This window comes from Streptomyces sp. NPDC096013, assembly GCF_044763565.1.
Lineage (GTDB): Bacteria > Actinomycetota > Actinomycetes > Streptomycetales > Streptomycetaceae > Streptomyces.
In genome coordinates this window covers 548684-571451 of the sequence record NZ_JBIWGK010000003.1, presented here as the reverse complement: position 1 = coordinate 571451, position 22768 = coordinate 548684, and the positions used below count along the sequence as shown (strand labels likewise).

At 70.1% G+C, this 22768-nt stretch carries 22 protein-coding genes and 1 riboswitch; of the genes, 13 read left to right on the top strand and 9 right to left on the bottom strand.

The genetic code is table 11. The features are described 5' to 3' along the window. Positions 1-29 precede the first annotated feature (29 nt). Complete coding sequence (locus ACIRB1_RS14055) at positions 30-605, bottom strand: TerD family protein (protein ID WP_200717071.1); 576 nt, start codon at positions 603-605, stop codon at positions 30-32. Positions 606-780: 175 nt separating this feature from the next. On the opposite strand from ACIRB1_RS14055, the gene arfB reads away from it, so the two are divergent. Next, complete coding sequence (gene arfB, locus ACIRB1_RS14050) at positions 781-1209, top strand: alternative ribosome rescue aminoacyl-tRNA hydrolase ArfB (RefSeq protein WP_266771131.1); 429 nt, start codon at positions 781-783, stop codon at positions 1207-1209. A 264-nt stretch (positions 1210-1473) separates the two neighbouring features. Here the strand turns inward: arfB and ACIRB1_RS14045 are convergent, their stop codons facing one another. Beyond that, positions 1474-1956, bottom strand: a complete 483-nt coding sequence (locus tag ACIRB1_RS14045; protein WP_352183204.1) for a GNAT family N-acetyltransferase — start codon at positions 1954-1956, stop codon at positions 1474-1476. Between the two features lie 94 nt (positions 1957-2050). Further along, a complete protein-coding gene (locus tag ACIRB1_RS14040) occupies positions 2051-2623 on the bottom strand; it encodes a flavin reductase family protein (protein WP_352183205.1) in 573 nt (190 codons plus the stop codon). 305 nt (positions 2624-2928) lie between these two features. Between ACIRB1_RS14040 and cdgB the strand changes: the two genes are divergently transcribed. Next, positions 2929-4587 carry a diguanylate cyclase CdgB gene (gene cdgB, locus ACIRB1_RS14035; protein ID WP_352183206.1) on the top strand — a complete coding sequence of 553 codons (1659 nt, stop codon included), beginning with the start codon at positions 2929-2931 and terminating at the stop codon, positions 4585-4587. Positions 4588-4702: 115 nt separating this feature from the next. Next, positions 4703-5680, top strand: a complete 978-nt coding sequence (locus ACIRB1_RS14030; RefSeq protein ID WP_403465677.1) for a carbohydrate-binding protein — start codon at positions 4703-4705, stop codon at positions 5678-5680. Positions 5681-5750: 70 nt separating this feature from the next. Here the strand turns inward: ACIRB1_RS14030 and ACIRB1_RS14025 are convergent, their stop codons facing one another. The 3 genes from ACIRB1_RS14025 to ACIRB1_RS14015 form a co-directional block, all read right to left on the bottom strand. Then, the gene (locus ACIRB1_RS14025) at positions 5751-6680 is read right to left on the bottom strand and encodes a 1-phosphofructokinase family hexose kinase (RefSeq protein ID WP_403465676.1); all 930 of its coding nucleotides are present in this window, start codon (positions 6678-6680) and stop codon (positions 5751-5753) included. Positions 6681-6797: 117 nt separating this feature from the next. Next, the gene (nagA, locus tag ACIRB1_RS14020) at positions 6798-8009 is read right to left on the bottom strand and encodes an N-acetylglucosamine-6-phosphate deacetylase (RefSeq protein WP_352183209.1); all 1212 of its coding nucleotides are present in this window, start codon (positions 8007-8009) and stop codon (positions 6798-6800) included. After that, on the bottom strand, positions 8009-8953 hold the full coding sequence (locus ACIRB1_RS14015; protein WP_352183210.1) for an ROK family protein: 945 nt from the start codon (positions 8951-8953) through the stop codon (positions 8009-8011). The genes nagA and ACIRB1_RS14015 overlap by 1 nt, the downstream gene beginning before the upstream one ends. Positions 8954-9083: 130 nt before the next feature. Between ACIRB1_RS14015 and ACIRB1_RS14010 the strand changes: the two genes are divergently transcribed. The 3 genes from ACIRB1_RS14010 to otsB are packed head-to-tail and all read left to right on the top strand — an operon-like array spanning position 9084 to position 11541. Beyond that, positions 9084-10331 carry an extracellular solute-binding protein gene (locus ACIRB1_RS14010; RefSeq protein WP_403465675.1) on the top strand — a complete coding sequence of 416 codons (1248 nt, stop codon included), beginning with the start codon at positions 9084-9086 and terminating at the stop codon, positions 10329-10331. Positions 10332-10382: 51 nt separating this feature from the next. Further along, a complete protein-coding gene (locus ACIRB1_RS14005; RefSeq protein ID WP_266771149.1) occupies positions 10383-10634 on the top strand; it encodes a DUF3263 domain-containing protein in 252 nt (83 codons plus the stop codon). Positions 10635-10677: 43 nt separating this feature from the next. Beyond that, positions 10678-11541 carry a trehalose-phosphatase gene (otsB, locus tag ACIRB1_RS14000; RefSeq protein WP_352183212.1) on the top strand — a complete coding sequence of 288 codons (864 nt, stop codon included), beginning with the start codon at positions 10678-10680 and terminating at the stop codon, positions 11539-11541. A 137-nt stretch (positions 11542-11678) separates the two neighbouring features. Here otsB and ACIRB1_RS13995 read toward each other — a convergent pair whose 3' ends face one another. Continuing rightward, the gene (locus ACIRB1_RS13995; protein ID WP_352183213.1) at positions 11679-13049 is read right to left on the bottom strand and encodes a trehalose-6-phosphate synthase; all 1371 of its coding nucleotides are present in this window, start codon (positions 13047-13049) and stop codon (positions 11679-11681) included. A 169-nt stretch (positions 13050-13218) separates the two neighbouring features. Continuing rightward, a complete protein-coding gene (locus ACIRB1_RS13990) occupies positions 13219-14190 on the bottom strand; it encodes a glucosyl-3-phosphoglycerate synthase (protein WP_352183214.1) in 972 nt (323 codons plus the stop codon). Positions 14191-14358: 168 nt separating this feature from the next. After that, positions 14359-14515, top strand: a riboswitch (SAM riboswitch). A 17-nt stretch (positions 14516-14532) separates the two neighbouring features. Between ACIRB1_RS13990 and thrC the strand changes: the two genes are divergently transcribed. From thrC to ACIRB1_RS13960, 6 genes are all read left to right on the top strand, one after another. Continuing rightward, on the top strand, positions 14533-15849 hold the full coding sequence (gene thrC, locus ACIRB1_RS13985) for a threonine synthase (protein WP_403465674.1): 1317 nt from the start codon (positions 14533-14535) through the stop codon (positions 15847-15849). Positions 15850-15908: 59 nt separating this feature from the next. Then, positions 15909-16184 carry a MoaD/ThiS family protein gene (locus ACIRB1_RS13980; RefSeq protein WP_352183216.1) on the top strand — a complete coding sequence of 92 codons (276 nt, stop codon included), beginning with the start codon at positions 15909-15911 and terminating at the stop codon, positions 16182-16184. Between the two features lie 431 nt (positions 16185-16615). Further along, positions 16616-16822 (top strand): cold-shock protein, encoded by a 207-nt coding sequence (locus tag ACIRB1_RS13975; RefSeq protein ID WP_007493268.1) that lies wholly within the window; start codon positions 16616-16618, stop codon positions 16820-16822. 327 nt (positions 16823-17149) lie between these two features. Then, on the top strand, positions 17150-18778 hold the full coding sequence (gene groL / locus ACIRB1_RS13970) for a chaperonin GroEL (protein ID WP_033281228.1): 1629 nt from the start codon (positions 17150-17152) through the stop codon (positions 18776-18778). A gap of 249 nt (positions 18779-19027) precedes the next feature. Beyond that, positions 19028-20158 (top strand): NADH:flavin oxidoreductase, encoded by a 1131-nt coding sequence (locus ACIRB1_RS13965; protein WP_403465672.1) that lies wholly within the window; start codon positions 19028-19030, stop codon positions 20156-20158. A 126-nt stretch (positions 20159-20284) separates the two neighbouring features. Next, on the top strand, positions 20285-21154 hold the full coding sequence (locus ACIRB1_RS13960) for a metallophosphoesterase family protein (RefSeq protein ID WP_403465671.1): 870 nt from the start codon (positions 20285-20287) through the stop codon (positions 21152-21154). 208 nt (positions 21155-21362) lie between these two features. Here ACIRB1_RS13960 and ACIRB1_RS13955 read toward each other — a convergent pair whose 3' ends face one another. Continuing rightward, on the bottom strand, positions 21363-21929 hold the full coding sequence (locus tag ACIRB1_RS13955) for a hypothetical protein (protein ID WP_352183219.1): 567 nt from the start codon (positions 21927-21929) through the stop codon (positions 21363-21365). A 165-nt stretch (positions 21930-22094) separates the two neighbouring features. On the opposite strand from ACIRB1_RS13955, the gene ACIRB1_RS13950 reads away from it, so the two are divergent. Next, a complete protein-coding gene (locus tag ACIRB1_RS13950; RefSeq protein WP_403465670.1) occupies positions 22095-22763 on the top strand; it encodes a class I SAM-dependent methyltransferase in 669 nt (222 codons plus the stop codon). Positions 22764-22768: the final 5 nt, after the last annotated feature.

Here is a 22768-nt window from a genome sequence, read left to right as displayed (position 1 = left end):
CACCTACGGCACTACGAGCGTGGCGGAACTCAGACGTTGACGCCGAAGTCCTGCGCGATGCCGACCAGGCCCGAGGCGTAACCCTGGCCCACCGCGCGGAACTTCCACTCCGCGCCGTTGCGGTAGAGCTCGCCGAAGACCATCGCCGTCTCCGTCGCTGCGTCCTCGGAGAGGTCGTAGCGGGCGATCTCGGCGCCGCCGGCCTGGTTCACGATGCGGATGTACGCGTTGCGGACCTGGCCGAAGTTCTGCGAGCGGGTCTCCGCGTCGTAGATCGAGACCGGGAAGACGATCTTCTCGACGTCGGCCGGGAGGCCGGCGAGGTTGACGTTGATCGCCTCGTCGTCGCCCGCGCCCTCGCCCGTGCGGTTGTCGCCGGTGTGGACGATCGTCTGGTCCGGGGTCGACTTGTTGTTGAAGAAGATGAAGTGACCCTCGGAGTAGACCTTGCCCTCGGGGTTGACCGCGATCGCCGAGGCGTCGAGGTCGAAGTCCGTGCCGGTGGTCGTGCGGACGTCCCAGCCGAGGCCTACGGTGACGGCGGTCAGGCCCGGGGCCTCCTTGGTGAGCGAGACGTTGCCACCCTTGGACAGGCTTACAGCCATGGTTGGGAGTCCTTCCCTCGTTACGGTGCGGGCTTCGTACTGTGGACGAAGCTACCGGTACCCCTATGAACGCCAAGAGGGGTACCGAAGGTTCCAGGTGACTTTACTTTCTTTACCCGTAACTCCCGGGGTAATTGGAGTGACGTGGACCGGACAGACGCGCGACCATGGGGACATGTCCGGTCCCTATGCCATCCGCGGCTCCGTCTCCCTGCCCGAGGCCGAGCTCATGTGGCGTTTCTCGCGGTCGTCAGGGCCGGGTGGGCAGCACGTCAACACCAGCGACTCCCAGGTGGAACTGCGGTTCGACCTGGCCAAGACCGAGGCGCTGCCCCCGGTGTGGAAGGAGCGCGCGCTGGAGCGGCTCGCCTCACGGCTCGTCGACGGCGTCGTGACCGTACGGTCCTCCGAGCACCGCTCCCAGTGGCGCAACCGGGAGACCGCCGCCGTACGCCTCGCCGCGCTGCTCGCGGAGGCCACCGCGCCGCCGCCGAAGCCGCGCCGGGCCACCCGGATTCCGCGCGGTATCAACGAACGGCGGCTGCGGGAGAAGAAGCAGCGGTCCGACACCAAGCGGGGGCGGAACGGGCGGGACTGGGGGTAGTTCCTCCACGCCGGGTGCCCGTCGGCGCATTCCTCCGTCGTGTCCGTCCGGTCGGTGAAGGGGCGGACGGAGAAGGGGCGGATGGTGAGGGGGAGCGTGACCCATGGGCGGCTTCGAATTCCCCGATAAGAGGCGTGCCCCAGAACGGGCCCGAAGAGAACGGGCCCCGGAACGGCACGGAAAGCGACGGCGAATTCCTCGTCGCCCGATTCGAATCCCCTGACACACCCTGACCTTGCTACGACCCGACCCACCCTGACCTCGCTACGTCAGGTGCAGCACGCCCACCGTCTCGCCCTCGCTCAGTTCCCCGGTGGGCCGGAACCCCAGACCCAGGTAGAACTCCGCCGGGCCCGACGGACCCTCGTGCCACGTCACGTACAGCTCCTCGCCGCCGCGCCGCCGGATCTCCGCGGCGACCGACTCCACGGCGAACCTGCCGTAGCCGCGGCCCTGTTGGTCCGCCGCGATGTTCAGCCGCCACAGGCCGGAGCGGATGACGGAGCCGTCCAGGTGCCAGTCGATGTCGAAGAAGGCCATGAGGAAGCCGACGGGCCGGTCCTCGTCGACGATCAGGCGGGGCCACGCGGTGCCCGGACGGACGTAGGCCTCGGCGAGGGACTTCATGACGGGGGAGACCGCGAACTCCTGGTCGGGGCGGACCCGGATGCCCACGGCGGCCTCGAAGTTGGCCGGTGTGATCTCTTCGAGGCGCGGCCCTGGTCCAGGGACGGGGTTGGTCGTCATGCGTGCACGGTAGGCGGGCGATCACCGGTGGGCCACCGAATTCCCGCCGGCACCCCGACCGCTGTCACCGGGCCCGGAACGGCGTCCTCGCCGCCTACCCCAACTGCCGGTACCGGCCCCGGAAGTACGACAGCGGCCCGCCCTCCGCGCTCCCCACCTCCGCCGTGAGCACCCGCCCGATCACCAGCGTGTGGTCCCCCGCCGGGACCCGCTGTTCGGTCCGGCACTCAAGGGTGGCGAGGGCGCCGCGGACCAGGGGCGCGCCGGACGCCTCTCCGCGGGCGTAGGGGATGTCGTCGAAGAGCAGGCGGTCGCTGATGCGGCCCTTCATGGCGAAGCGGCCCGCGATGTGGCGCTGGCTCTCGGAGAGGACGGAGACGGCCCACAGGGGCTGTTCGTCGAGGAGGTCGTCCATGCGGGAGCCGTTGCGGAGGCTGACCAGGACGAGGGGCGGGTCCAGGGAGACCGACATGAAGGCGGTCGCCGTCATGCCCACGTCCTCGCCGACCGGAGCCTGCGGGTCGTCGGGGTCGTACGGCTCCTCCTGCGCGGTCACCAGGACCACGCCCGCGGCCAGCCGGGAGAGGGCGGCGCGGAACTCGTCGTTGCTCACCCCCACAGCATGCCCGGAGGGAACGGTCTTCGAGGTCGGGGCGGTCTTCAGCACGCCTGAGACGCTAGCCTCCGGCGACCGCGCACCGCATCGGACCTGCGGCCCAGTCGGGACCTAGGTCCAATGGCCCACGCGGCGGAACATCGTCGTGCATCATGTCCACACACCCACAAAGTTTGCGTTCAGTAAACGCACAGGGAAAATGCAGAAACTCCCCTCAATTGTTCATCTTCCGCTGTGACTTGAGTCACAAGAGGTACTAATTGTTGACCCTGTGTACCGAGTGGGGAGCGCGCTGTGATTCAGTGGCGGGGAAGATGACCCTTGATTCACTGCGAGGTCTCGGGGGGAGGGCGAGTATGGAGACCGAGTCGGAACCCTACGTCCGTCTTGCGACCCTGCGACAGCTGCACACGGTCATGGCGGACATGAACACCGCCCGCAGCCTGGCGGACACCCTGCAAACCGTCGCCGACGGCGTCGTCAACGGTCTCGGGTACGAGCTGGCGTGCGTCAATCTCGTTCGCCCCGACGGCGACCTCGTGGTCGCCGCCTTCGCGGGCAACTCCGCCGCCGAGGCACTCATCACCGGCCGCGTCGGCTCCCGCGAGTCCTGGGAGCGGCGCCTCGGCATGGGCGAGGCCTGGGGCGACCTGCGCTTCATCCCGCACACCGAGGGCTGGGTCCTCGACGAGGACGACGTACCGCAGTGGTACACCGACGGTCCCGCCCCCCGCTTCGAGGACGAGTGGCACCCGTCCGACCGGCTCTTCGCGCCGATGTACACCCCCGGCGTCTCCGGCGGCTCGTGCGGCGAGCTGATCGGCGTCCTGTCCGTGGACCGCCCGCGCAACGGCCGGCGGCCGGGCGCGTGGGGCCGTGAGGCGCTCCAGATGTACGCGTTCCAGGCGGCCATAGCGATCAGCAACGCCCGGCTGCGCGCCAACATGCAGCGCGCCCTGGTCCGCCTCGAGCGCGAGCAGCAGGCGCTGCGGGCGAGCGAGGAGAGCTTCCGGCAGGCCTTCGAGTACGCCCCCTCCGGCATGGCCATCGCCGAGATGGGCGGCGACCAGCACGGCCGCATACTGCGCAGCAACGACGCCCTGTGCCGCCTGCTCGGCCGCCCCGCGTCCGCGATGCGCCGCTACTCCTTCTCCGACCTCGTCCACCCCGAGGACATAGGCACCCTGCTCAGAACCTCGGCGGAGGGCGGGCGCGCGGAACTGCGCCTGGGCCGCCGGGACGGCACGTACGTCTGGGTCTCGCTCCGCAACTCCGTCGTCGCGGACGCCGCGGACGGGCCGCGCTTCCTGCTCTCCCACGTCGAGGACATAGAGGACCGCAAGCGCCGTGAGCTGCAACTCGCCCACCGCGCCGCGCACGACGCGCTGACCGGCCTGCCGAACTCGGCCGAGCTGCGCACCCGCCTCTCCGCCCGCCTCTGCCAGCGCCCGCAGGCCACCCACCCCGGCGAGATCGAGTCGATCGACGCCGCGTACGGACATCCGGCCTACGACGCGAACGGCCACGGCTTCGACTTCCGGCCCGGTGCCGACCTCCTCGACGCCTACGACCACCACGTGCACACCGTCGCCCCCGAGGGCGAGCGGGACGACGGCACGAAGGGGCTCGCGGTCCTCTTCTGCGACCTCGACGGCTTCAAGTCGATCAACGACCGGTTCGGTCACAACGCGGGCGACGCCGTCCTCATCGAGGTCGCGCGGCGGCTCGGACGGGCCGTGCGCGACGGTGACACGGTGGCCCGGCTCGGTGGTGACGAGTTCGTCGTCCTGGCCGACGGGCTCGGCCGGGCGGACGCCGCCGACCTCGCCGTACGCCTGCGGAACGAGATCATCCAGCCCATCCGGGTCGACGGGCGGGCCATGCGGGTCGGCGCCAGCTTCGGTATCGGGTGGGCCCACTGCGGCATGACGGCGGACGAGGTCCTGAAGTCCGCTGACGAACGGATGTACATCGAGAAACGATCTCGTCCCAAACAGCACAGACGCGCGGGATGATCTCCAGGTCAGCGGTCTGATGCGGTCCGAGTCACCCGTTTGGACGACGCGGAGCGGGTAGGCTCGCAGTTCTGCTGACGTATCTGCACCCGCACCTGTTGAGGAGTACCTAGGGATGACGCCCGGCAACAACGGCGCGAGCACGCCCGAGGACGACGACCCGTTCGGCTACCTCTACGCCGACGGTCAGGCCAACGGAGCCCAGCCGCCGTCCGGTGGCGGTTACGGCTACCCGGGCTCGGTCAACCGTGTGCGCCCGGTGGGCGAGCGCCAGTACGGCGGCCAGCAGGCCGCCGCGGCCCCCACCGCCCAGTACCAGCAGCCGTACGGCCAGACGGTCCCGCAGCAACAGTCCTACGGCGCCCAGCCCAACGCCCACTACCAGGCCCCGGAGACCTTCCCCGGCGGCCCCCCGGCCGGCCAGCAGCCCCCGGCGTACAACCACAGCGGTGGCAACGGCGGCCGAGGACGGGGCCCCAACACCAAGGGCCTCCTGATCGGCGCGATCGCGGTCGTCGCCGCGGTCGTCATCGGCATCAGCGTGGCGATGATGAACGGCAGCGACGACAACAAGACGAACGACCAGGCGGGTTCCACCCCGTCGGCGTCCCAGAGCGCGTCGTCGAGCCCGTCGGCGAGCAGCAGCGCGTCGAGCGGCCTGGAGACGCAGACCATCGACGCCAAGGCGCTGAACCTCCAGGGCGGCGCGACCCTGGCATCGGACGTCGAGGGCGCCGACGCGGCCGGCGGCGTTTATGTGACGGGCCTGAACACGGTCGGCGCCTCGGTCAGCTGGCAGGTCAACGGCATTCCCTCGGACGGCACGTACACGGTCTTCGCGCACTACAGCTCGACCAGCGACGACCAGCAGATGACGCTGAGCGTCAACGGCAAGAAGTTCGGCAGCCCGTTCAGCCTGAAGAACTACGCGAAGGCCGCCGACGGCGACTTCGCGAAGGGCTGGACGACGAGCTTCGTGTGGCCGAGCCTCACCAAGGGCAGCAACACCCTCACCCTGTCCTGCGAGAACGGCGACAACTGCAACGTCCTCCTGGACCAGTTGTGGGTGAAGCAGGGCCAGGTCAAGAAGTAACCGGGGCGCGTCGCGCGCCCACGGCGGTGTCGGGTGCCTGGTGGTCGTCGGCCGGCGCTGGCCCGTTGTCTCAGGCCGCGCCGGCCTCCCCCGTCACCGTCACCCGCCCCAGCAGCTCCTCGTAGGCCGACCGGTCGAACTCGCCCGCCACCGGGGCCAGTACGGTCGCGGCGGACAGGGCGACCGCTCGTGCCAGACGGTCCGGCCAGGGCAGGTGCTCCACCAGGCCCGAGAGCAGGCCCGCGACCGCCGAGTCGCCCGCGCCGGTCGGGTTGCCGGGGATGTGGGTCGGCGGGGTCGCGTGCCAGGTGCCGTCCGGGGTGGTGGCCAGGAGGCCCTGTGCGCCCAGGGAGGCGACCACCGCGTGGGCGCCTCGGCGGCGGGTGTCCCGGGCCCCGCGCAACGGGTCGTGGGAGCCGGTGAGTTCGGCGAGTTCGCCGGTGTTGGGCTTGACGAGGTCGGGGCGGGCGGCGACTCCTCGGCGGAGGGGTTCGCCGCTGGTGTCCAGCAGGACCGGGACGCCGGCGGTTCGGGCCGTGCGGATCAGGCCGGCGTACGCGCCGACCGGGAGTCCGGGGGGCAGGCTTCCGCACAGGGCCACCGCCGAGACACCAAACAGCAGGGACTCGTACGTCTTCTGGAACGCCGACCACTCCGCCGGCGTGACCGTCGGGCCGGGCTCGTTGAGTTGAGTCGTGTCACCGGTCAGCTCGTCCACGACCGCTATCGTGCGGCGGGTGGTGCCGGAGACCGGCAGCAGCGCGTCCACGACACCTGAGGTGCCGGTGAGCCGGGCCTGGAGCTCGCGTCCTGTCGGGCCGCCCGTGAAGCCCGTGACCGTCACCTCGTGGCCCAGGGCTGCCAGCACCCGGGCCACGTTCAGGCCCTTGCCGCCCGGCCGTTCCGTCACCTCGGAGACGCGGTGCGAACCGTGCGGTCGCAACTCCCTTACCCGATAGGTGATATCGAGAGCGGTGTTCAGCGTGACCGTGAGGATCACCGGGCCGACCTCCCCCGAAGTGTGTGCCGCTGCCGTCCAGTTCGGTCCCGATCATGCCAAAGAGGCGGCGGTCCGCCCAGTCTCCCGGGTCGGCCGCCGCCTCAACGGCGGTGCAATTCAGCCCAGTTGGGGATCTACCACCCATTCACCGCGCCTCATCACGCCCTTGAGGTCGAACTCCCCGTCCAGCAGGACCAGGTCCGCGTACTTGCCCGGCTCCAGCGAGCCGACCTCGTCGTAACTGCCCAGCAGGCGGGCCGGGTTGGCCGAGATCGCCGCGACCACGTCCTCCACCGGCAGCCGGTCGACCGTCACCGCGCGCTTGAAGGCCCGGTCCAGCGTGAGCGTCGACCCCGCGATCGAACCGCCCTCGACCAGCCGCGCGACCCCCTCGCTCACCTCGACCTCAAGCGGGCCGAGCATGTACCGGCCGTCCCCGAAGCCCGCCGCGTCCATCGCGTCCGTGATGAACGCGACCCGCTCCGCACCGGCGTGGTGGAACGCCAACTCCAGTGCCGCCGGGTGCAGATGCGTACCGTCATTGATCAACTCGACGGTGACGCGCCCGTCTTCGAGCAGCGCCGCGATCGGTCCGGGCTCCCGGTGCCCGAGCGGCGGCATCGCGTTGAACAGATGCGTGGCGACCGTCGCGCCCGCGTCGATCGCGGCGACCGTCTGCTCGTACGACGCGTCGGTGTGGCCGATCGCCGCGATGACGCCGAGTTCGGTGAGCAGGCGTACCGAGTCGAGGCCGCCGGGGAGTTCGGTCGCCAGGGTGACCATCTTCGCCTGGCCGCGGGCCGCGTCGACCAGCTTGCGGACGTCCGCGGGGTCGGGCTCGCGGAGCAGCGCCTCGGAGTGGGCGCCCTTGCGGCACGGGGAGATGAACGGGCCCTCGAAGTGGATGCCGGCGAGGTCGCCCTGCTCGGCCAGTTCGGAGAGGAGGCCGGCGCGCTGGGCGAGGAAGTCCATCTCGCCGGTGACCGTCGAGGCGACGACTGTCGTGGTGCCGTGGAGACGATGGGTGTGGATGCCCTGGAGGACGTCCTCGACGGTGCCGGAGGTGAAGGAGGCTCCGCCGCCGCCGTGGTTGTGGATGTCCACGAAGCCCGGGACCAGGGTGAAGCCGGTGACGTCGACGAGGCGAGCGTTCTCGGGGGCGGCGCCGGTGATGCGGGTGCCGTCGATGATCACTCGGCCGTCCCGCACGGTTCCGGTGGGGAGGACCACTGTGGCGCCGGACAGGATGAGGGGGCTCGTGCCGGTTGCGGGCTGCGGGTGCGTCGTGGCTTGTCGCGCAGTTCCCCGCGCCCCTGGGTCGGCTGCCATCAGGCGGTTACCTCCGTACGGTCGGTGTGGTTGAGGAGATCCCAGGCCAGTAGGCCTGCACCTAGGCATCCAGCCGTGTCGCCCAGGGCCGCCGGGACGATCGACGGCGGCTTCTGGAAGGTGATCCGGCGTCGGACCGCTTCCCGGAGCGGTGTGAACAAGGTTTCCCCCGCCTCCGCCAGGCCGCCACCGATGATGATGGTGCGGGGGTCCAGGAGGGTGAGGGCGGTGACGAGGCCGTCGGCGAGGGCGTCGATCGCCTCGTGCCAGACGGCCGTGGCGATCGGGTCGGCGGAGTCGACGGCCTTGGCGCAGTCGGCCGCGTCCGCCGAGGGGTTGCCGGAGGCCGCGGCCCACGCCTCGGTCACCGCCGCCGCCGACGCGTACCGCTCTAGGCAGCCGGTCTGGCCGCAGGGGCACCGCAGGCCGCCGGGGCGTACGACGATGTGGCCGACCTCGCCCGCGAAGCCGTGCGCGCCCGCCTCCACCCGGCCGTCGATGCCGATCGCGCCCGCTATACCGGTGCCCAGCGGCACGAACAGGAAGCGGTCGGCGCCCTTGCCCGCGCCGATGCGGCCCTCGGCGAGACCGCCGGTGCGCACGTCGTGGCCGAGGGCGACCGGGACCTCGCCGAGCCGGGCGGCGAGCAGGTCGCGCAGGGGTACGTCGCGCCAGCCGAGGTTCGCCGAGTAGGCCGCGATGCCGCGTTCGGCGTCGACGATGCCCGGGACGGCGACACCGGCGGCGGACGCGGGCTCGCCGTACTGCTCCTCGCCGTACGCGCGCAGCTCGGCGGCGAAGTCGAGGATGTGCTCGACGACCGCGTCCGGACCGCGCTCGCGGCCGGTCGCCCGGCGGGCCCGGTGCAGCAACTCGCCCTCCGCCCCCACGAGGGCGGCCTTCATCCCGGTGCCGCCCACGTCGAGGGCGATGACATGTCTCACGGGGGACAGTGTGGCCCGTCTACCCGCGAGAGGTCTAGTCCACTCACGTGGTGTAGACCTTATGGGTTCACAGAGCGAACGTCACGAGAGCAAAGGTGGGGATGCGGCAGTGCAGCGGCGTAGGACAGGAATGATCGCGGCGACGTCCGTTCTGGGCATGACGGCGGTCCTCGGCGGCTGCGGCCTCGGCGGGGGATCGGGTGACGTGACCCTGCGGCTGGTCGCGGCCGACTACGGCGACTCCGCGTCGAACAGTTCGCGGAAGTACTGGGACGGGGTCGTCAAGGCGTACGAGGCGAAGCACGAGAACGTCAAGGTCGAGGTCAGCGTCTACTCCTGGAACGACGTCGACCGCAAGGTCAAGGAGATGGTCGCGGCCGGCAAGGCGCCCGACATGGCGCAGATCGGCGCGTACGCGGACTACGCCGCCGCCGACAAGCTGTACTCGACGGCCGAGCTGCTCTCCATCCCCGTGGAAGCCGATTTCCTGGAGCCGCTGCTGGACGCGGGGCAGGTGAACCACATCCAGTACGGCATGCCGTTCGCCGCGTCCACACGCGTCCTCTTCTACAACAAGACCCTCTTCGCCGACGCCGGGCTGACCCCGCCGAAGGACTGGAGCGAGCTGGCCGCCGACGCGCAGACGCTGAAGGCGCGGGGCGTGAAGTACCCGTTCGCGCTGCCGCTCGGCCCGGAGGAGGCACAGGCCGAGACGATGCAGTGGCTGCTCGGCGGGGGCGGCGGCTACACCGACGACATCGGCACGTACACCCTGGACTCCACGCGGAACATCTCCACCGTCACCTGGCTGCGCGACAACCTCGTCGCCAAGGGCCTCACCGGGCCCGTCGCCCCCGCCAAGCTCAACCGCGCGGACGCGTTCGCCGCCTTCGCCGACGGTGACGTCGGCATGCTAAACGGCCACCCGACGCTCATGCAGCAGGCCACCAAGAAGGGCGTCAAGTTCGGCACGGTCCCCATGCCCGGCCGCAACGGCAAGGCCAAGTCCACGATGGGCGTCGCCGACTGGATGACCGCCTTCAAGCAGAACGGCCACCGCGAGCAGATCGGCGACTTCCTCGACTTCGTCTACAGCGAGAAGAACGTCCTCGCCTTCTCCCGCGAGTACGACCTCCTGCCGGTGACCAACTCCGCCTCCAAGACGATGGCGGAGTCCCCGCAGGACAAGGCTCTGCGGCCGTTCCTCGACGAGCTCCCGCTGTCCACGCTCTACCCGGTCGGCAACACCTCCTGGGCCGCGGTCAGCTCCGACATCAAGCAGCGCATAGGCCAGGCGGTGGCCGCGAACGGCAGCCCGGGCGGGGTGCTGGGGCAGCTCCAGGCGTCGGCGTCGCTGGCGGAGAGCGGCGGGGAGTAGCGGCGCGGAGTGCCCGGGGCCGTTGTCAGTGGCGGGGGCTACGGTGCAGACATGGAGAAGGACAGGCCCGCCCGGCTTCCCGCGCTGAACCGGAGGGAACAGGACATCCTCGCGCTGGAGCGCCGCGGCTTCCCCGGCCCCGGCGTGAAGGAGCGCGCGATACGCGAGGAGCTGGGCCTGGCCCCCGTGCGTTATTACCAGCTGCTCAACGCCCTGCTGGACGACGAGCGGGCCCTGGCCCACGACCCGGTGACGGTGAACAGGCTGAGACGGGTCCGCGAAACCAGGCGTACGGAGCGGTAGCGGCAGGTGTGGGTCCCGGCCCCGCCCGGATAGGGTCGATGTCATGGGCAGCCCTCAGGACTCCACCGATCCCTTGGCCGTACTGCCGACCCCTGCCACCCGCGCCGGACGCGAAGGCCTGGCGGCCATCCTCGCCAAACCGGCCGCCGCGGTGGTCGGACTCGACTTCGACGGCACCCTCGCCCCGATCGTGCCGGACCCCGAGCAGGCCCGGGCCCACCCGGACGCGGTGCGCGCGCTGGCCGCGCTCGCCCCGAAGGTGGCCTCCGTGGCCGTCGTCACCGGGCGCCCGGCCGGTGTGGCGGTGCGCAACGGCGGCTTCGCGGGCGTGCCGGGCCTGGAGCACCTGGTCGTCCTCGGTCACTACGGCGCGGAGCGCTGGGACGCGGTGAGCGGCAGGGTCACGGCTCCCGCCCCGCACCCCGGTGTGGCCGCGGTCCGCGCCGAACTCCCGGGTTTCCTGGACCGGTTCGGCGCCTGGCAGGGCACCTGGATCGAGGAGAAGGGCCGCGCGCTCGCGGTCCACACCCGCCGCGCCGAGGATCCGCAGGCCGCCTTCGAGGCCCTCCGCGCGCCCCTCACCGACCTCGCCGCCCGCAACGGCCTGATCGTCGAACCCGGCCGTCTGGTCCTGGAGTTGCGCCCGCCCGGCATGGACAAGGGCGTCGCGCTCACCGACTACCTCCGCGAGACCGGCGCCGAGTCCGTCCTCTACGCTGGCGACGACCTCGGCGACCTCCCCGCGTTCGCGGCGGTGGAGAAACTCCGCTCGGACGGCATCCCCGGCCTGCTGGTGTGCAGCGGAAACGACGAGGTCACGGAGTTGCGGGAACGGGCGGACCTGGTGGTGGACGGCGCGGCAGGGGTCGTGGAACTGCTGTCGGCGCTCGCGGCACACCTGGAGTGAGAGGCGTGGCACCCTCGGGAAGCTGGGGCCTGTTCTAACCGGTCATGACGCAGTGCGATGGTTAGAAAAACACACAGCTTCCAGAGACCCCTACGGCCGCCCCGCCCGACCACCCGCCCTGAACTGACCAGCCCCGCTCAACCGGCCTGATTCCGCAGTGCGTTCAGCTGCTCCAGGAACCACTGGGCCGGGGGCAGGGCCGTGGCCGCCGCCGTCAGCCTCTTGGTGCGCTCGGCCCGTTCGCCGGCCGGCATGGTCAGCGCCTCGTGCAGGGCGGCGGCCGTGCCGATCACGTCGTACGGGTTGACCGGGATCGCGTCCTCGCCCAATTCCTCGTACGCGCCCGCCTCCCGGGACAGCACCAGCACACAGCCCTCGTCGGAGACGACCGGGACCTCCTTGGCGACGAGGTTCATGCCGTCACGGATGGGGTTCACCAGGGCCACGTCGGCCAGCCGGTACGCGGCCAGCGAGCGGGCGAAGTCGTCCTTGACGTGAAGCACCACCGGGGTCCAACCCGCGGTCCCGTAGCGGGAGTTGATCTCGTCGGCGACTCGCTGCACCTCCGCCGTGTAGTCGCGGTAGACGGCGAGGTCCTGCCGGGACGGGTAGGCGAACGCCACATGGACGACCTGCTCCAGCAACTCCGGGTGGTCGTCGAGGAGCTGGCGGTAGGCGAGCAGCCCGCGCACGATGTTCTTGGACAGTTCGGTGCGGTCGACCCGGACGATCGTCCGGCGGCCCGCGCCGATCTCCTCCCGGAGGGCGGTGATCCGCTCCTCCACGTCCGCCTCGTGCGAGCGGGCCCGCAGGAAGTCGGCGTCGGCGCCCAGACCGTGGACACCGATCCGGGTGTCCCCGACGCCTCCGGCGAACTCCGTACAGCAGGCCGTGAACGCGTCCGCCCAGCGGTGGGTGAGGAAGCCGAGCCGGTCCGCGCCGAGCATGCCCGTCAGCAGTTGCTCCCGGATGTCGTCCGGCAGCATCCGGAAGTAGTCGGCCGGCGCCCACGGCGTGTGCGAGAAATGGCCGATGCGCAGGTCGGGGCGGAGCTCGCGCAGCATCCCGGGGACCAGGCACAGGTGGTAGTCCTGCACGATCGCGACCGCGCCCTCGGCCGCCTCCTGGGCCAGCGCCTCCGCGAACGCCCGGTTGTACGCCTCGTACGACGCCCACTGGCGCCGGAACTCCGCGTCGAAGACCGGCTCCAGCGGGGTCTGGTACAGCATGTGGTGGACGAACCACAGCACGGAGTTGGCGATGCCGTTGTAGGCGTCGGTGTGCACGTCGGCCGGGATGTCCAGCATCCGTACGCCGTCCTCGCCGACTCCGCGCCGCACCGCCTCGCGGTCGCCGTCGGAGAGCGCCGAGCACACCCACAGCGCGTCGGCGTCGGGCCCGATGGCCGAGAGTCCGGACACCAGCCCGCCGCCACCGCGTCTGGCGCGGAGCGAACCGTCGTCGCCCACCTCGTACGAGACGGGACCGCGATTGGACGCGACGAGCACCTGAGCAGCACCGCGAGGGGGCGTGGAGGCCGCAGAAGTGGAAGCTGTGGTGGAAGCCGTGGAAGCCATACGCCACAACCTAGCCCGGCCCGGAAACGCTCAAACGTACGGACGGCCGTCTGCGGACCGTATGAGTCCGTATACGACCGTCCGTGACCGTCTGCGCCGCTTATGCGACCTTGCGGGACTGGTATTCGGTGATGTCCACCATCGGCGGCCGCTCCTCCAGGTCGACGGAGTAGGTGCGCGGCTCGAAGCCGTCCGGACCCCGCTCGAACTGGGTCAGGACCGGCCGGATGAGGTGGCCGCGGGCCAGCCGCAGCTGGGCTGTGCGGTAGATCTGCGCGGCCATCCGGCCCAGGGCATGCCCGTCCTGGTGCCGGTGCTTGCGGACGCCGACATCGACCTGGGCGAGGGCGTCGAGACCCACCAGGTGCAACGCGTCGACCAGCATGCCCAGTTCGACGCCGTACCCGACCGGGAACGGCAGCTGTTCGAGCAGCGAGCGGCGGGCCGCGTACTCGCCGCCGAGCGGCTGCACGAAACCGGCCAGCTGCGGCCAGTGCATGTTCAGCAGCGGGCGGGCCATCAGCTCGGTGACGCGGCCGCCCTGCGCGGCCGTCCTGCCGGAAGCGGTCGCATGCGACTCGGTGCCGAGCGGGCGGTCGTACATCGCCTTGACGAGGTCCACGCCGGGGTCGGTGAGCAGCGGGCCCACGATCCCGGTGACGAAGTCCGAGGAGAACTCCTTCAGGTCCGCGTCGACGAACGCGACGATGTCACCGCTCGTCACCAGCAGCGAGCGCCACAGCACCTCGCCCTTGCCGGGCACGGCGGGGATGCGGGGCAGGATGTCGTCACGGTGCACGACCCGGGCGCCCGCCGCGGCGGCCACCTCGGAGGTGCGGTCGGTGGACCCGGAGTCGACGACGACGATCTCGTCGACGAGGGGGACCTGCTGCATGAGGTCGTGACGGATGATCGCGACGATCTCGCCGACCGTCGCCTCCTCGTTCAGCGCGGGCAGCACCACGGAGACCGACTGCCCCGTGCGGTGTTTGGCGGCCAGGATCTTGTGCAGCGGCCGGTCCGTCAGGGACCAGGAGCGAGTGCTCAGCCAGTGCTCGACATCTTTCAGCACGTTGCGCGGCTCCTCTACGTTCTCTCGGCGGGAGCGGGTCACACGGTGTGTGTGATCCGTCTCGCGGTTCGGACGGCTCTCTTCAACTGTCCTGGCCTTCGGTTACAGTCTTGAACAACGCTGATGACCATCGCATGTCGGGGGCCGTCGGCGTACACAATCGAATACCGCTCATCCAGAGGGGCAGAGGGATACGGCCCGATGAAGCCCCGGCAACCCTCCAGCCGGTCTTGGCACTCAGCTGCGCGCTGACGTGGTGAGGCTCCCGGCTCGGGAAGGTGCCAAATCCGTCTCACGGCGAGATGCGTCGTGAGGAAGATGAGGAGAAAGGGCCTCCCCTCCATGGCTGCGCAGACTGTCGCAAGCACCACGAACCCCGCGAACCCGGACACGACCTCCGCGAACACCGTCGATCTCGGCCCCGCCACCGCGCTCTCCTGCCGCGAGTGCGGCCACCGCGTCCCGCTCGGCCCGGTCTTCGCCTGCGAGGAGTGTTTCGGCCCGCTGGAGATCGCCTACGACTTCTCGGCCTACGACACCGAAGAGCTCCGCAAGCGCATCGAGGCGGGCCCCGCGAACATCTGGCGGTACGCGCCCCTGCTGCCCGTCCCCGCCGACGTGGCCGACAAGCCGAACATCAACCCCGGCTGGACCAAGCTCGTCAAGGCCGACAACCTCGCCCGTGAACTGGGCGTCGACGCGGGCAAGTTGTTCGTCAAGGACGACTCCGGCAACCCGACGCACTCCTTCAAGGACCGCGTCGTGGCCCAGGCCATCGAGGCCGCCCGCGCCTTCGGCTTCACCACCCTCTCCTGCTCCTCCACCGGCAACCTCGCCGGTGCCGTCGGCGCCGCCGCCGCCCGGGCCGGCTTCCGCTCCTGCGTGTTCATCCCGCACGACCTGGAGCAGGGCAAGATCGTCATGGCCGCGATCTACGGCGGCGAGCTGGTCGGCATCGAGGGCAACTACGACGAGGTCAACCGCTTCTGCTCCGAGCTGATCGGCGACCCGGCCGGCGAGGGCTGGGGCTTCGTCAACGTCAACCTGCGCCCGTACTACGCGGAGGGCTCCAAGACCCTCGCGTACGAGATCTGCGAGCAGCTGGGGTGGCAGATCCCGGACCAGCTCGTGGTTCCCATCGCCTCCGGCTCGCAGCTCACGAAGATCGACAAGGGGCTCCAGGAGCTGATCAAGCTCGGGCTCGTCGAGGACAAGCCGTACAAGATCTTCGGCGCCCAGGCCGAGGGCTGCTCGCCGGTGTCCGTCGCCTACAAGGCCGGGCACGACGTCGTACGGCCGCAGAAGCCGAACACGATCGCCAAGTCGCTGGCGATCGGGAACCCCGCGGACGGTCCCTACGTACTGGACATCGCCCGGCGGACCGGCGGGGCGGTCGAGGACGTCAACGACGAGCAGGTCGTCGACGCGATCAAGCTGCTCGCGCGGACCGAGGGGATCTTCGCGGAGACCGCCGGCGGTGTCACGGTGGGTGTGGCGAAGAAGCTGATCGAGAGCGGGCTGCTGGACCCGACGCTCACCACGGTGGTCCTCAACACGGGTGACGGGCTCAAGACGCTGGACGCGGTAGCCGGTACGGGGCTCACCGCGACCATCCGACCGAACCTCGACTCGTTCAGGGAAGCTGGGCTCGCGTCGTAGCGTCGTTCTTCCTCGCGCCCCCCACAGCCATGAGTCGTACCCGACCGGAGGTCATCAGCATGAGCGTCAGTGTCCGCATCCCCACCATCCTGCGCACCTACACCGGCGGGCAGGCCGAAGTCACCGCCGAAGGCGGCACCCTCGCCGAGGTCATCAGCGACCTGGAGAAGAACCACACCGGTATCTCCGCCCGCGTGCTGGACGACCAGGGCAAGCTGCGCCGGTTCGTCAACGTGTACGTCAATGACGACGACGTGCGGTTCGAGCAGGGGCTGGAGACGGCCACTCCGGACGGGGCCGGGGTGTCGATCATTCCGGCGGTTGCCGGAGGCTGATCGTTACCCTGGGTAACGCAGATTACCGAGAGTTCATCCAATTGCCTCCTCCGTGAGAGAAGCGGAGGGGGCAATTCTCTATGGTTGAGCACGGTACAGTTGGGGAACCCGCTCCACTCCGCATGCCGAACGCATATGAGTACTGGCTCCGCGTGCGATGAGAAGTAGCCAAAGTGTGCAGGTCTTTTGCGCCTTATGTTCCCTTTATCGGGCCCGACTTGCCCTGAAGTCGGACGAATTCTCCGTAAATTCCCGACCGGTCCTGCCCGGAATTCTCGTCTGATTGACCTGTTGCAGACGGCAGTTGGACGGATACATTCGGCCGCGGTCGACGCGTTCCGGCGCACGCCCCCAATCCTGTGGGGGGTGAGGTCTGACCCGGATCCGCGAAGTGCGGGTCCGTGCAAGGGCCAGTAATAGGGGAGTTAGGCATGGCTCAGGGCACCGTCAAATGGTTCAACGCGGAGAAGGGGTACGGCTTCATCGCGGTCGACGGTGGTGCGGATGTTTTCGTCCACTACAGCGCGATTCAGATGGACGGCTACCGCACCCTGGAAGAGGGTCAGCGGGTCGATTTCGAGATCTCGCAGGGTCAGAAGGGGCCGCAGGCGGACATGGTCCGGCTCGCGACCGGCTGAAGCACGCGCCGACGAACAGCAGCGACGTTCTTCGTTCCTCACCGAAGGGCTCGTACTCCTGGGGGGTCACCTCCTGGGGTACGGGCCCTTCGGCATGCCCGGCCGCCACCCCTGGGGGAGCCCGCTTCGCGAGCGCGCCTTGCACTCGGGCATGCCGAGTGCTAATCATTGGCGTTAGCACTCTGAAGGTGAGAGTGATAACGAAGGACCGGGTCGGTGAGGCCCGCAGGCCAGGTGGTGCAAGGAACCACGGGGCAGGCAGGCCGTCCGTCGCGGGCGCCAGCGCGGTCCGGAGCAATCCACCCCAGTCCGGGAGGACCACTTCACATGGCCAAGATCATCGCGTTCGACGAGGAGGCACGGCGCGGTCTCGAGCGCGGGATGAACCAGCTCGCCGACGCCGTCAAGGTCACCCTTGGCCCCAAGGGCCGCAACGTCGTCCTCGAGAAGAAGTGGGGCGCCCCCACGATCACCAACGATGGTGTTTCCATCGCCAAGGAGATCGAGCTCGAGGACCCGTACGAGAAGATCGGCGCCGAACTGGTCAAGGAAGTCGCCAAGAAGACGGACGACGTCGCCGGTGACGGTACGACCACCGCGACCGTCCTCGCCCAGGCCCTCGTCAAGGAGGGTCTGCGCAACGTAGCCGCGGGCGCCAACCCGATGGCCCTCAAGCGCGGTATCGAGAAGGCCGTCGAGGCCGTCTCCGGTGCCCTGCTGGAGCAGGCCAAGGACGTGGAGACCAAGGAGCAGATCGCTTCCACGGCCTCCATCTCCGCCGCCGACACCCAGATCGGCGAGCTCATCGCCGAGGCGATGGACAAGGTCGGCAAGGAAGGCGTCATCACCGTCGAGGAGTCCCAGACCTTCGGGCTCGAGCTTGAGCTCACCGAGGGTATGCGCTTCGACAAGGGCTACATCTCGGCGTACTTCGCCACCGACATGGAGCGTATGGAGGCCGTCCTCGACGACCCGTACATCCTGATCGCCAACTCGAAGATCGCCAACGTCAAGGACCTGCTCCCGCTCCTGGAGAAGGTCATGCAGTCGGGCAAGCCGCTGCTGATCATCGCCGAGGACGTCGAGGGCGAGGCCCTGTCCACGCTGGTCGTCAACAAGATCCGCGGCACCTTCAAGTCCGTCGCCGTCAAGGCTCCGGGCTTCGGCGACCGCCGCAAGGCCATGCTCGGCGACATCGCCATCCTCACGGGCGGCGAGGTCATCTCCGAGGAGGTCGGCCTCAAGCTGGAGAACGCGACCGTGGACCTCCTCGGCCGCGCCCGCAAGGTCGTCATCACCAAGGACGAGACGACGATCGTCGACGGCTCGGGCTCGGCGGACCAGGTGGCCGGTCGCGTCAACCAGATCCGCGCCGAGATCGAGAACAGCGACTCGGACTACGACCGCGAGAAGCTCCAGGAGCGCCTCGCCAAGCTCGCCGGCGGCGTCGCCGTCATCAAGGCGGGCGCGGCCACCGAGGTCGAGCTCAAGGAGCGCAAGCACCGCATCGAGGACGCCGTTCGCAACGCGAAGGCGGCCGTCGAGGAGGGCATCGTCGCCGGTGGCGGCGTCGCGCTCATCCAGGCGGGCCACGTCTTCGAGAAGCTCGAGCTCGAAGGTGACGAGGCCACGGGCGCCGCGATCGTGAAGCTGGCCCTCGAGGCCCCGCTGAAGCAGATCGCCGTCAACGGTGGCCTCGAAGGCGGAGTCGTCGTCGAGAAGGTCCGCAACCTGCCCATCGGTCACGGCCTCAACGCCGCGTCCGGTGAGTACGTGGACATGATCGCCGAGGGCATCATCGACCCGGCGAAGGTCACGCGCTCTGCCCTGCAGAACGCCGCGTCCATCGCCGCGCTCTTCCTCACCACCGAGGCCGTCATCGCCGACAAGCCCGAGAAGGCCGGTGCCGGCGCGGGTGCCGGTGGCGGCATGCCGGGCGGTGACATGGACTTCTGATCGACCTCTGGTTGATCAACGGTCTTACCGAGGGCGGTACTTCCTGTTCCGACAGGGGGTACCGCCCTCGGGCATGTCCGGGTCCGGTGCGTTCCGGCCCGATGCCTTCGGGGTCGCCGTGGCCGGGATCACAGGGCCTGGTGCCGGGCGGACGGAATGAGGGGCTTGGCCGGGAGGTTGTCGTTGACGCATGATCAATGCATACGCACATACCGACTGGTACCCAGCAGTTACGAGGAGCCCCCACACGTGTCTACGACCGCCCCCGCCTCCCGAGCCGCCGACCTCCTCGGCCGTCCGATCACCCTCAACGGCCTGACCGTCCCTAACCGGATCGTGATGGCGCCGATGACCCGGCAGTTCTCGCCGGGCGGCATCCCCGGCGATGACGTGGTGTCGTACTACTCCCGCCGCGCGGGCGCCGGCGTCGGCCTCATCGTCACCGAGGGCACCTACGTCGGCCACGACTCGGCCGGGCAGAGCGACGACGTGCCGCGCTTCCACGGCGCGGAGCAGCTCGCGGGCTGGGCGAAGGTGGCCGAGGGCGTGCACGCGGCGGGCGGCACGATCGTGCCGCAGCTGTGGCACATCGGCATGGTCCGTGAGCAGGGACAGCCGCCGTACGCGGACGCGCCCGCGGTGGGCCCGTCCGGGCTGCGGATCGGCAGTGACGAGGCCACCGGCAAGGCGATGACGCAGCGGGACCTGGACGATGTCATCGGGGCGTTCGCCGAGGCCGCCGCCGCGGCCGAGCGGATCGGATTCGACGGGGTCGAGCTGCACGGCGCGCACGGATATCTCCTCGACCAGTTCCTGTGGGCGGGGACGAACCGTCGTACGGACGCCTACGGCGGTGACGCGGTGGCCCGTACGAAGTTCGCGGCGGAGATCGTGGCGGCGGTCCGGGAGACCGTGTCGCCCGAGTTCCCGATCATCTTCCGGTACTCGCAGTGGAAGCAGGAGGTCTACGGGGCCCGTCTCGCGGAGACGCCGGAGGAGTTGGAGGCGATCCTGACTCCGCTCGCGGCGGCGGGTGTCGATGTCTTCCACGCGTCCACCCGGCGTTACTGGATTCCCGAGTTCGAGGAGACCGGGTCCGAGCTGAACCTCGCGGGGTGGACGAAGAAGCTCACCGGAAAGCAGACCATCACCGTGGGGTCCGTCGGTCTCGACGGGGACTTCCTCAAGGGGTTCCGCGGCGAGGGGGCTCCGGTCAAGGGCATCGACGACCTGCTCGACAGTCTGGAGCGGGACGAGTTCGACATGGTGGCTGTGGGGCGGGCGCTGCTTCAGGACCCGGAGTGGGCGGCGAAGGTGCTCGCCGGGCGGGTTTCGGAGTTGGCGGCGTATGACGCGGCGGCGCTGAAGTCGCTGAGCTGAGCGTCGAGTTGTGGATACGGGCCGATGGGGCCCGGGGACTGACCCCCCGGGCCCCATCGGCCTGAAGGTGCCTCGTCCGCACCGGGACCTGTCGGTGCCCCCCAACTCCGGCTAGCGTTCGCGCACATGAGGATCCTGCACCTGTCCGACACCCATCTGGAGCGCACCGACGCCCCCAACCGTCACGGCGTCGACGCGACCGACTCGCTCCGGCTGATGCTGGGGGAGCTGCGGCACCAGCGGGGGGTGGACGCGGTCGTCGTGACGGGGGACATCGCCGATGACGGCGCGGTGGAGGCGTATGCGGCGGCGAAGGAGTTGGTGGGCGGGTTCGCACGGCTGATGGGTGGAGTGCCGGTCTTCTACACGACCGGGAACCATGACGAGCGGGAGGCGTTCGGCAAGGTGCTCGGGAGCGGGCACGGGGCCCCGGACGCCGTGTTTCCGGCGGAGTTCGGGTGTGCGGCCGTCAGCACGGTCGGCGGATACCGGTTCATCACGCTCGACTCGCTCGTGCCGGGGGAGGTCTACGGCCGGCTCAGCGCGGCCCAACTGGACTGGCTCGGCGAAGAGTTGAGGACTCCCGCCGAGCACGGGACCGTGCTCGCCTTCCATCATCCGCCGATTTCCCTCGATACGCCGACCCAGCGGGCCTTCGGGCTCGTGAACCCGAAGGAGTTGGCGGACGCGATCCGGGGGAGTGACGTACGGGCCGTTCTCACCGGGCACTTCCACCTTCAGCTCTTCGGCTTTCTGGAGGCGACGCCGGTGTGGGTCACGCCCGGGGTCGTCAACCGGATCGATCTCACCACCGCTCACGGCACGGAGCGGGCCGTGCGGGGAGCCTCCGCCTCGCTCGTCGAACTGGGCGGCGAGACCGGGCCCATGTTCCACACCTTCCACGCGCGGGACCCCCGGGCGCACGAGACGGTCTACCAGTTGGACGCGGAACAGGTCCGGTCGGTCATCGAGCGGCATGCGCCCAACGGAGCGTAGGGCGGGCTGTGTTGGCGGAGCGGCGCGAGGACCGGGTATAGTAGATCTTGAGCCCGTCGCCGTAACTCCGGTCGGCTGGTGCTGCGTTGGTGGTCCAAGGAAAGACGCCCCGCTTCCCGCGGGGAAATGCAGGTGCAAGGCCTGCCCGGCGCTCCACTGAAGTCCCCGTCCCGCATCGCGCGGGTCGGGGACTTCGCTGTGCGGGCCCTCAGAGGTTGCCCAGCGGCTCGATGTCCACGTGCACCGGAGTACCCCAGACCCGCAGCACCTCGTAGTCCGTGAACTCGTGCACGAGGCGGTACGCCATCGCCGGGCGGGAACCCCGGCGCTGGGCCGTGAGGTACAGCTCGGCCTCGTGGCGGTCGCGGCGCGGGGTCCCGCAGAGCTGCCAGGCCTGGCCGTTCCAGAGTTCGGGGAGCCAGCGCTGCTGCGCCTGCGGGCGGTCCTCACGGACGCCGTAGCGGGACGGGGTGGTGTCGGTGGGCCGGGGCGCCGCCGGGCCGTTGAACTCGGAGCGGCGGGCCGAGCGGCGACGGGTCTCGCAGAGCAGGCACAGGTCCGGCGCGCTCTCGTCGACCGGGCCGCCCGGGTGCTCCAGGCAGCGGGTGGTGGGCGCGGAGCCGCTGACGCTGTCGTCCAGCAGGTCCAGGGCGCGCCTGAGATCCGCCTTGACCTCGTGCAGCCGGGCGTCGGGGGTGTCGGACGTGAGCGCCTCGCCGTGCTCACCGAGAAGACGGAGGGCACGGCCGAGGGCGGTCTGCTGGGCGTGGTTCATGGTTCTGCCGACCATAGTCGGCTTTGCCGCGCCGGGGGCGGAGGGGGTTGTGCCGGGGGCGAAGGGAGGCTGTGCCGTGGATGGCGGGGGTGGGCGCATCGCGCACTGGTGGCACAAACTGCCATCCATGCAGAAGGGATCATTCCCCCGTGATCGACTGACCCCATGGCCCTGATCCCGCCCCGCCTGCTCCGAGCCCTGGACTCCTTCAACTCCGCCCACCCCTGGAGCCACAACGCGTACTACCACCCGTGGCTGCTACGGCGGTTGCCCAGCGGCTTCGGGCAGGCCCTGGACGTGGGGTGCGGGACCGGTGACCTCGCGCGGCTGCTGACCGTACGGACCACGGGCGGTGTCGAGGGCATCGACTCCGATCCCGAAATCATCGCCAGGGCACGGCTGTCGACCCCGCCCGGCGCCCCCGTGGTCTTCACCGTCGTCGATGCCCGGGACGGGATACCCGCCGGCCCCTACGACGTCATCACCTGCGTCGCCGCCCTCCACCACCTCCCCTTCGCCGAGACGTTGACCCGCTTCCGCGATCGACTCACCCCGGGCGGAACCCTCGTGGTGGTCGGCTGCGCCCGTGAGGCGGATGCCGTCGACTCGCTCCTCGGAGCCGTCTCCGTCGCCCTGAACGTCGTCATCGGCTGGCTGAAGAACCGGGGTCGCAGGGCCGCGTCCCGCCCGGTGGCCATGACCGCCGTCACCCGGCCGCCGGAGATGACCTTCGCGGAGATCCGCCGCGAGGCGGTCCGGGTCCTGCCGAAGGTCCGGCTCCGCCGCCGGCTGTTCTGGCGGTACACGCTGGTGTGGCGGAAGGGGGCGGTGTGAGAGGG

Bases quoted from the DNA above. Each gene is read 5' to 3' on its own strand.
- ACIRB1_RS14010 (WP_403465675.1), top strand. From the start codon at position 9,084: ATGATCGCGGCGACGTCCGTTCTGGGCATGACGGCGGTCCTCGGCGGC.
- ACIRB1_RS14030 (WP_403465677.1), top strand. From the start codon at position 4,703: ATGACGCCCGGCAACAACGGCGCGAGCACGCCCGAGGACGACGACCCG.
- ACIRB1_RS13950 (WP_403465670.1), top strand. From the start codon at position 22,095: ATGGCCCTGATCCCGCCCCGCCTGCTCCGAGCCCTGGACTCCTTCAAC.
- otsB (WP_352183212.1), top strand. From the start codon at position 10,678: ATGGGCAGCCCTCAGGACTCCACCGATCCCTTGGCCGTACTGCCGACC.
- ACIRB1_RS13960 (WP_403465671.1), top strand. From the start codon at position 20,285: ATGAGGATCCTGCACCTGTCCGACACCCATCTGGAGCGCACCGACGCC.
- ACIRB1_RS13955 (WP_352183219.1), bottom strand. From the start codon at position 21,929: ATGAACCACGCCCAGCAGACCGCCCTCGGCCGTGCCCTCCGTCTTCTC.
- cdgB (WP_352183206.1), top strand. From the start codon at position 2,929: ATGGAGACCGAGTCGGAACCCTACGTCCGTCTTGCGACCCTGCGACAG.
- groL (WP_033281228.1), top strand. From the start codon at position 17,150: ATGGCCAAGATCATCGCGTTCGACGAGGAGGCACGGCGCGGTCTCGAG.
- ACIRB1_RS13980 (WP_352183216.1), top strand. From the start codon at position 15,909: ATGAGCGTCAGTGTCCGCATCCCCACCATCCTGCGCACCTACACCGGC.
- thrC (WP_403465674.1), top strand. From the start codon at position 14,533: ATGGCTGCGCAGACTGTCGCAAGCACCACGAACCCCGCGAACCCGGAC.
- ACIRB1_RS13975 (WP_007493268.1), top strand. From the start codon at position 16,616: ATGGCTCAGGGCACCGTCAAATGGTTCAACGCGGAGAAGGGGTACGGC.
- arfB (WP_266771131.1), top strand. From the start codon at position 781: ATGTCCGGTCCCTATGCCATCCGCGGCTCCGTCTCCCTGCCCGAGGCC.
- ACIRB1_RS14045 (WP_352183204.1), bottom strand. From the start codon at position 1,956: ATGACGACCAACCCCGTCCCTGGACCAGGGCCGCGCCTCGAAGAGATC.
- nagA (WP_352183209.1), bottom strand. From the start codon at position 8,009: ATGGCAGCCGACCCAGGGGCGCGGGGAACTGCGCGACAAGCCACGACG.
- ACIRB1_RS14005 (WP_266771149.1), top strand. From the start codon at position 10,383: ATGGAGAAGGACAGGCCCGCCCGGCTTCCCGCGCTGAACCGGAGGGAA.
- ACIRB1_RS14055 (WP_200717071.1), bottom strand. From the start codon at position 605: ATGGCTGTAAGCCTGTCCAAGGGTGGCAACGTCTCGCTCACCAAGGAG.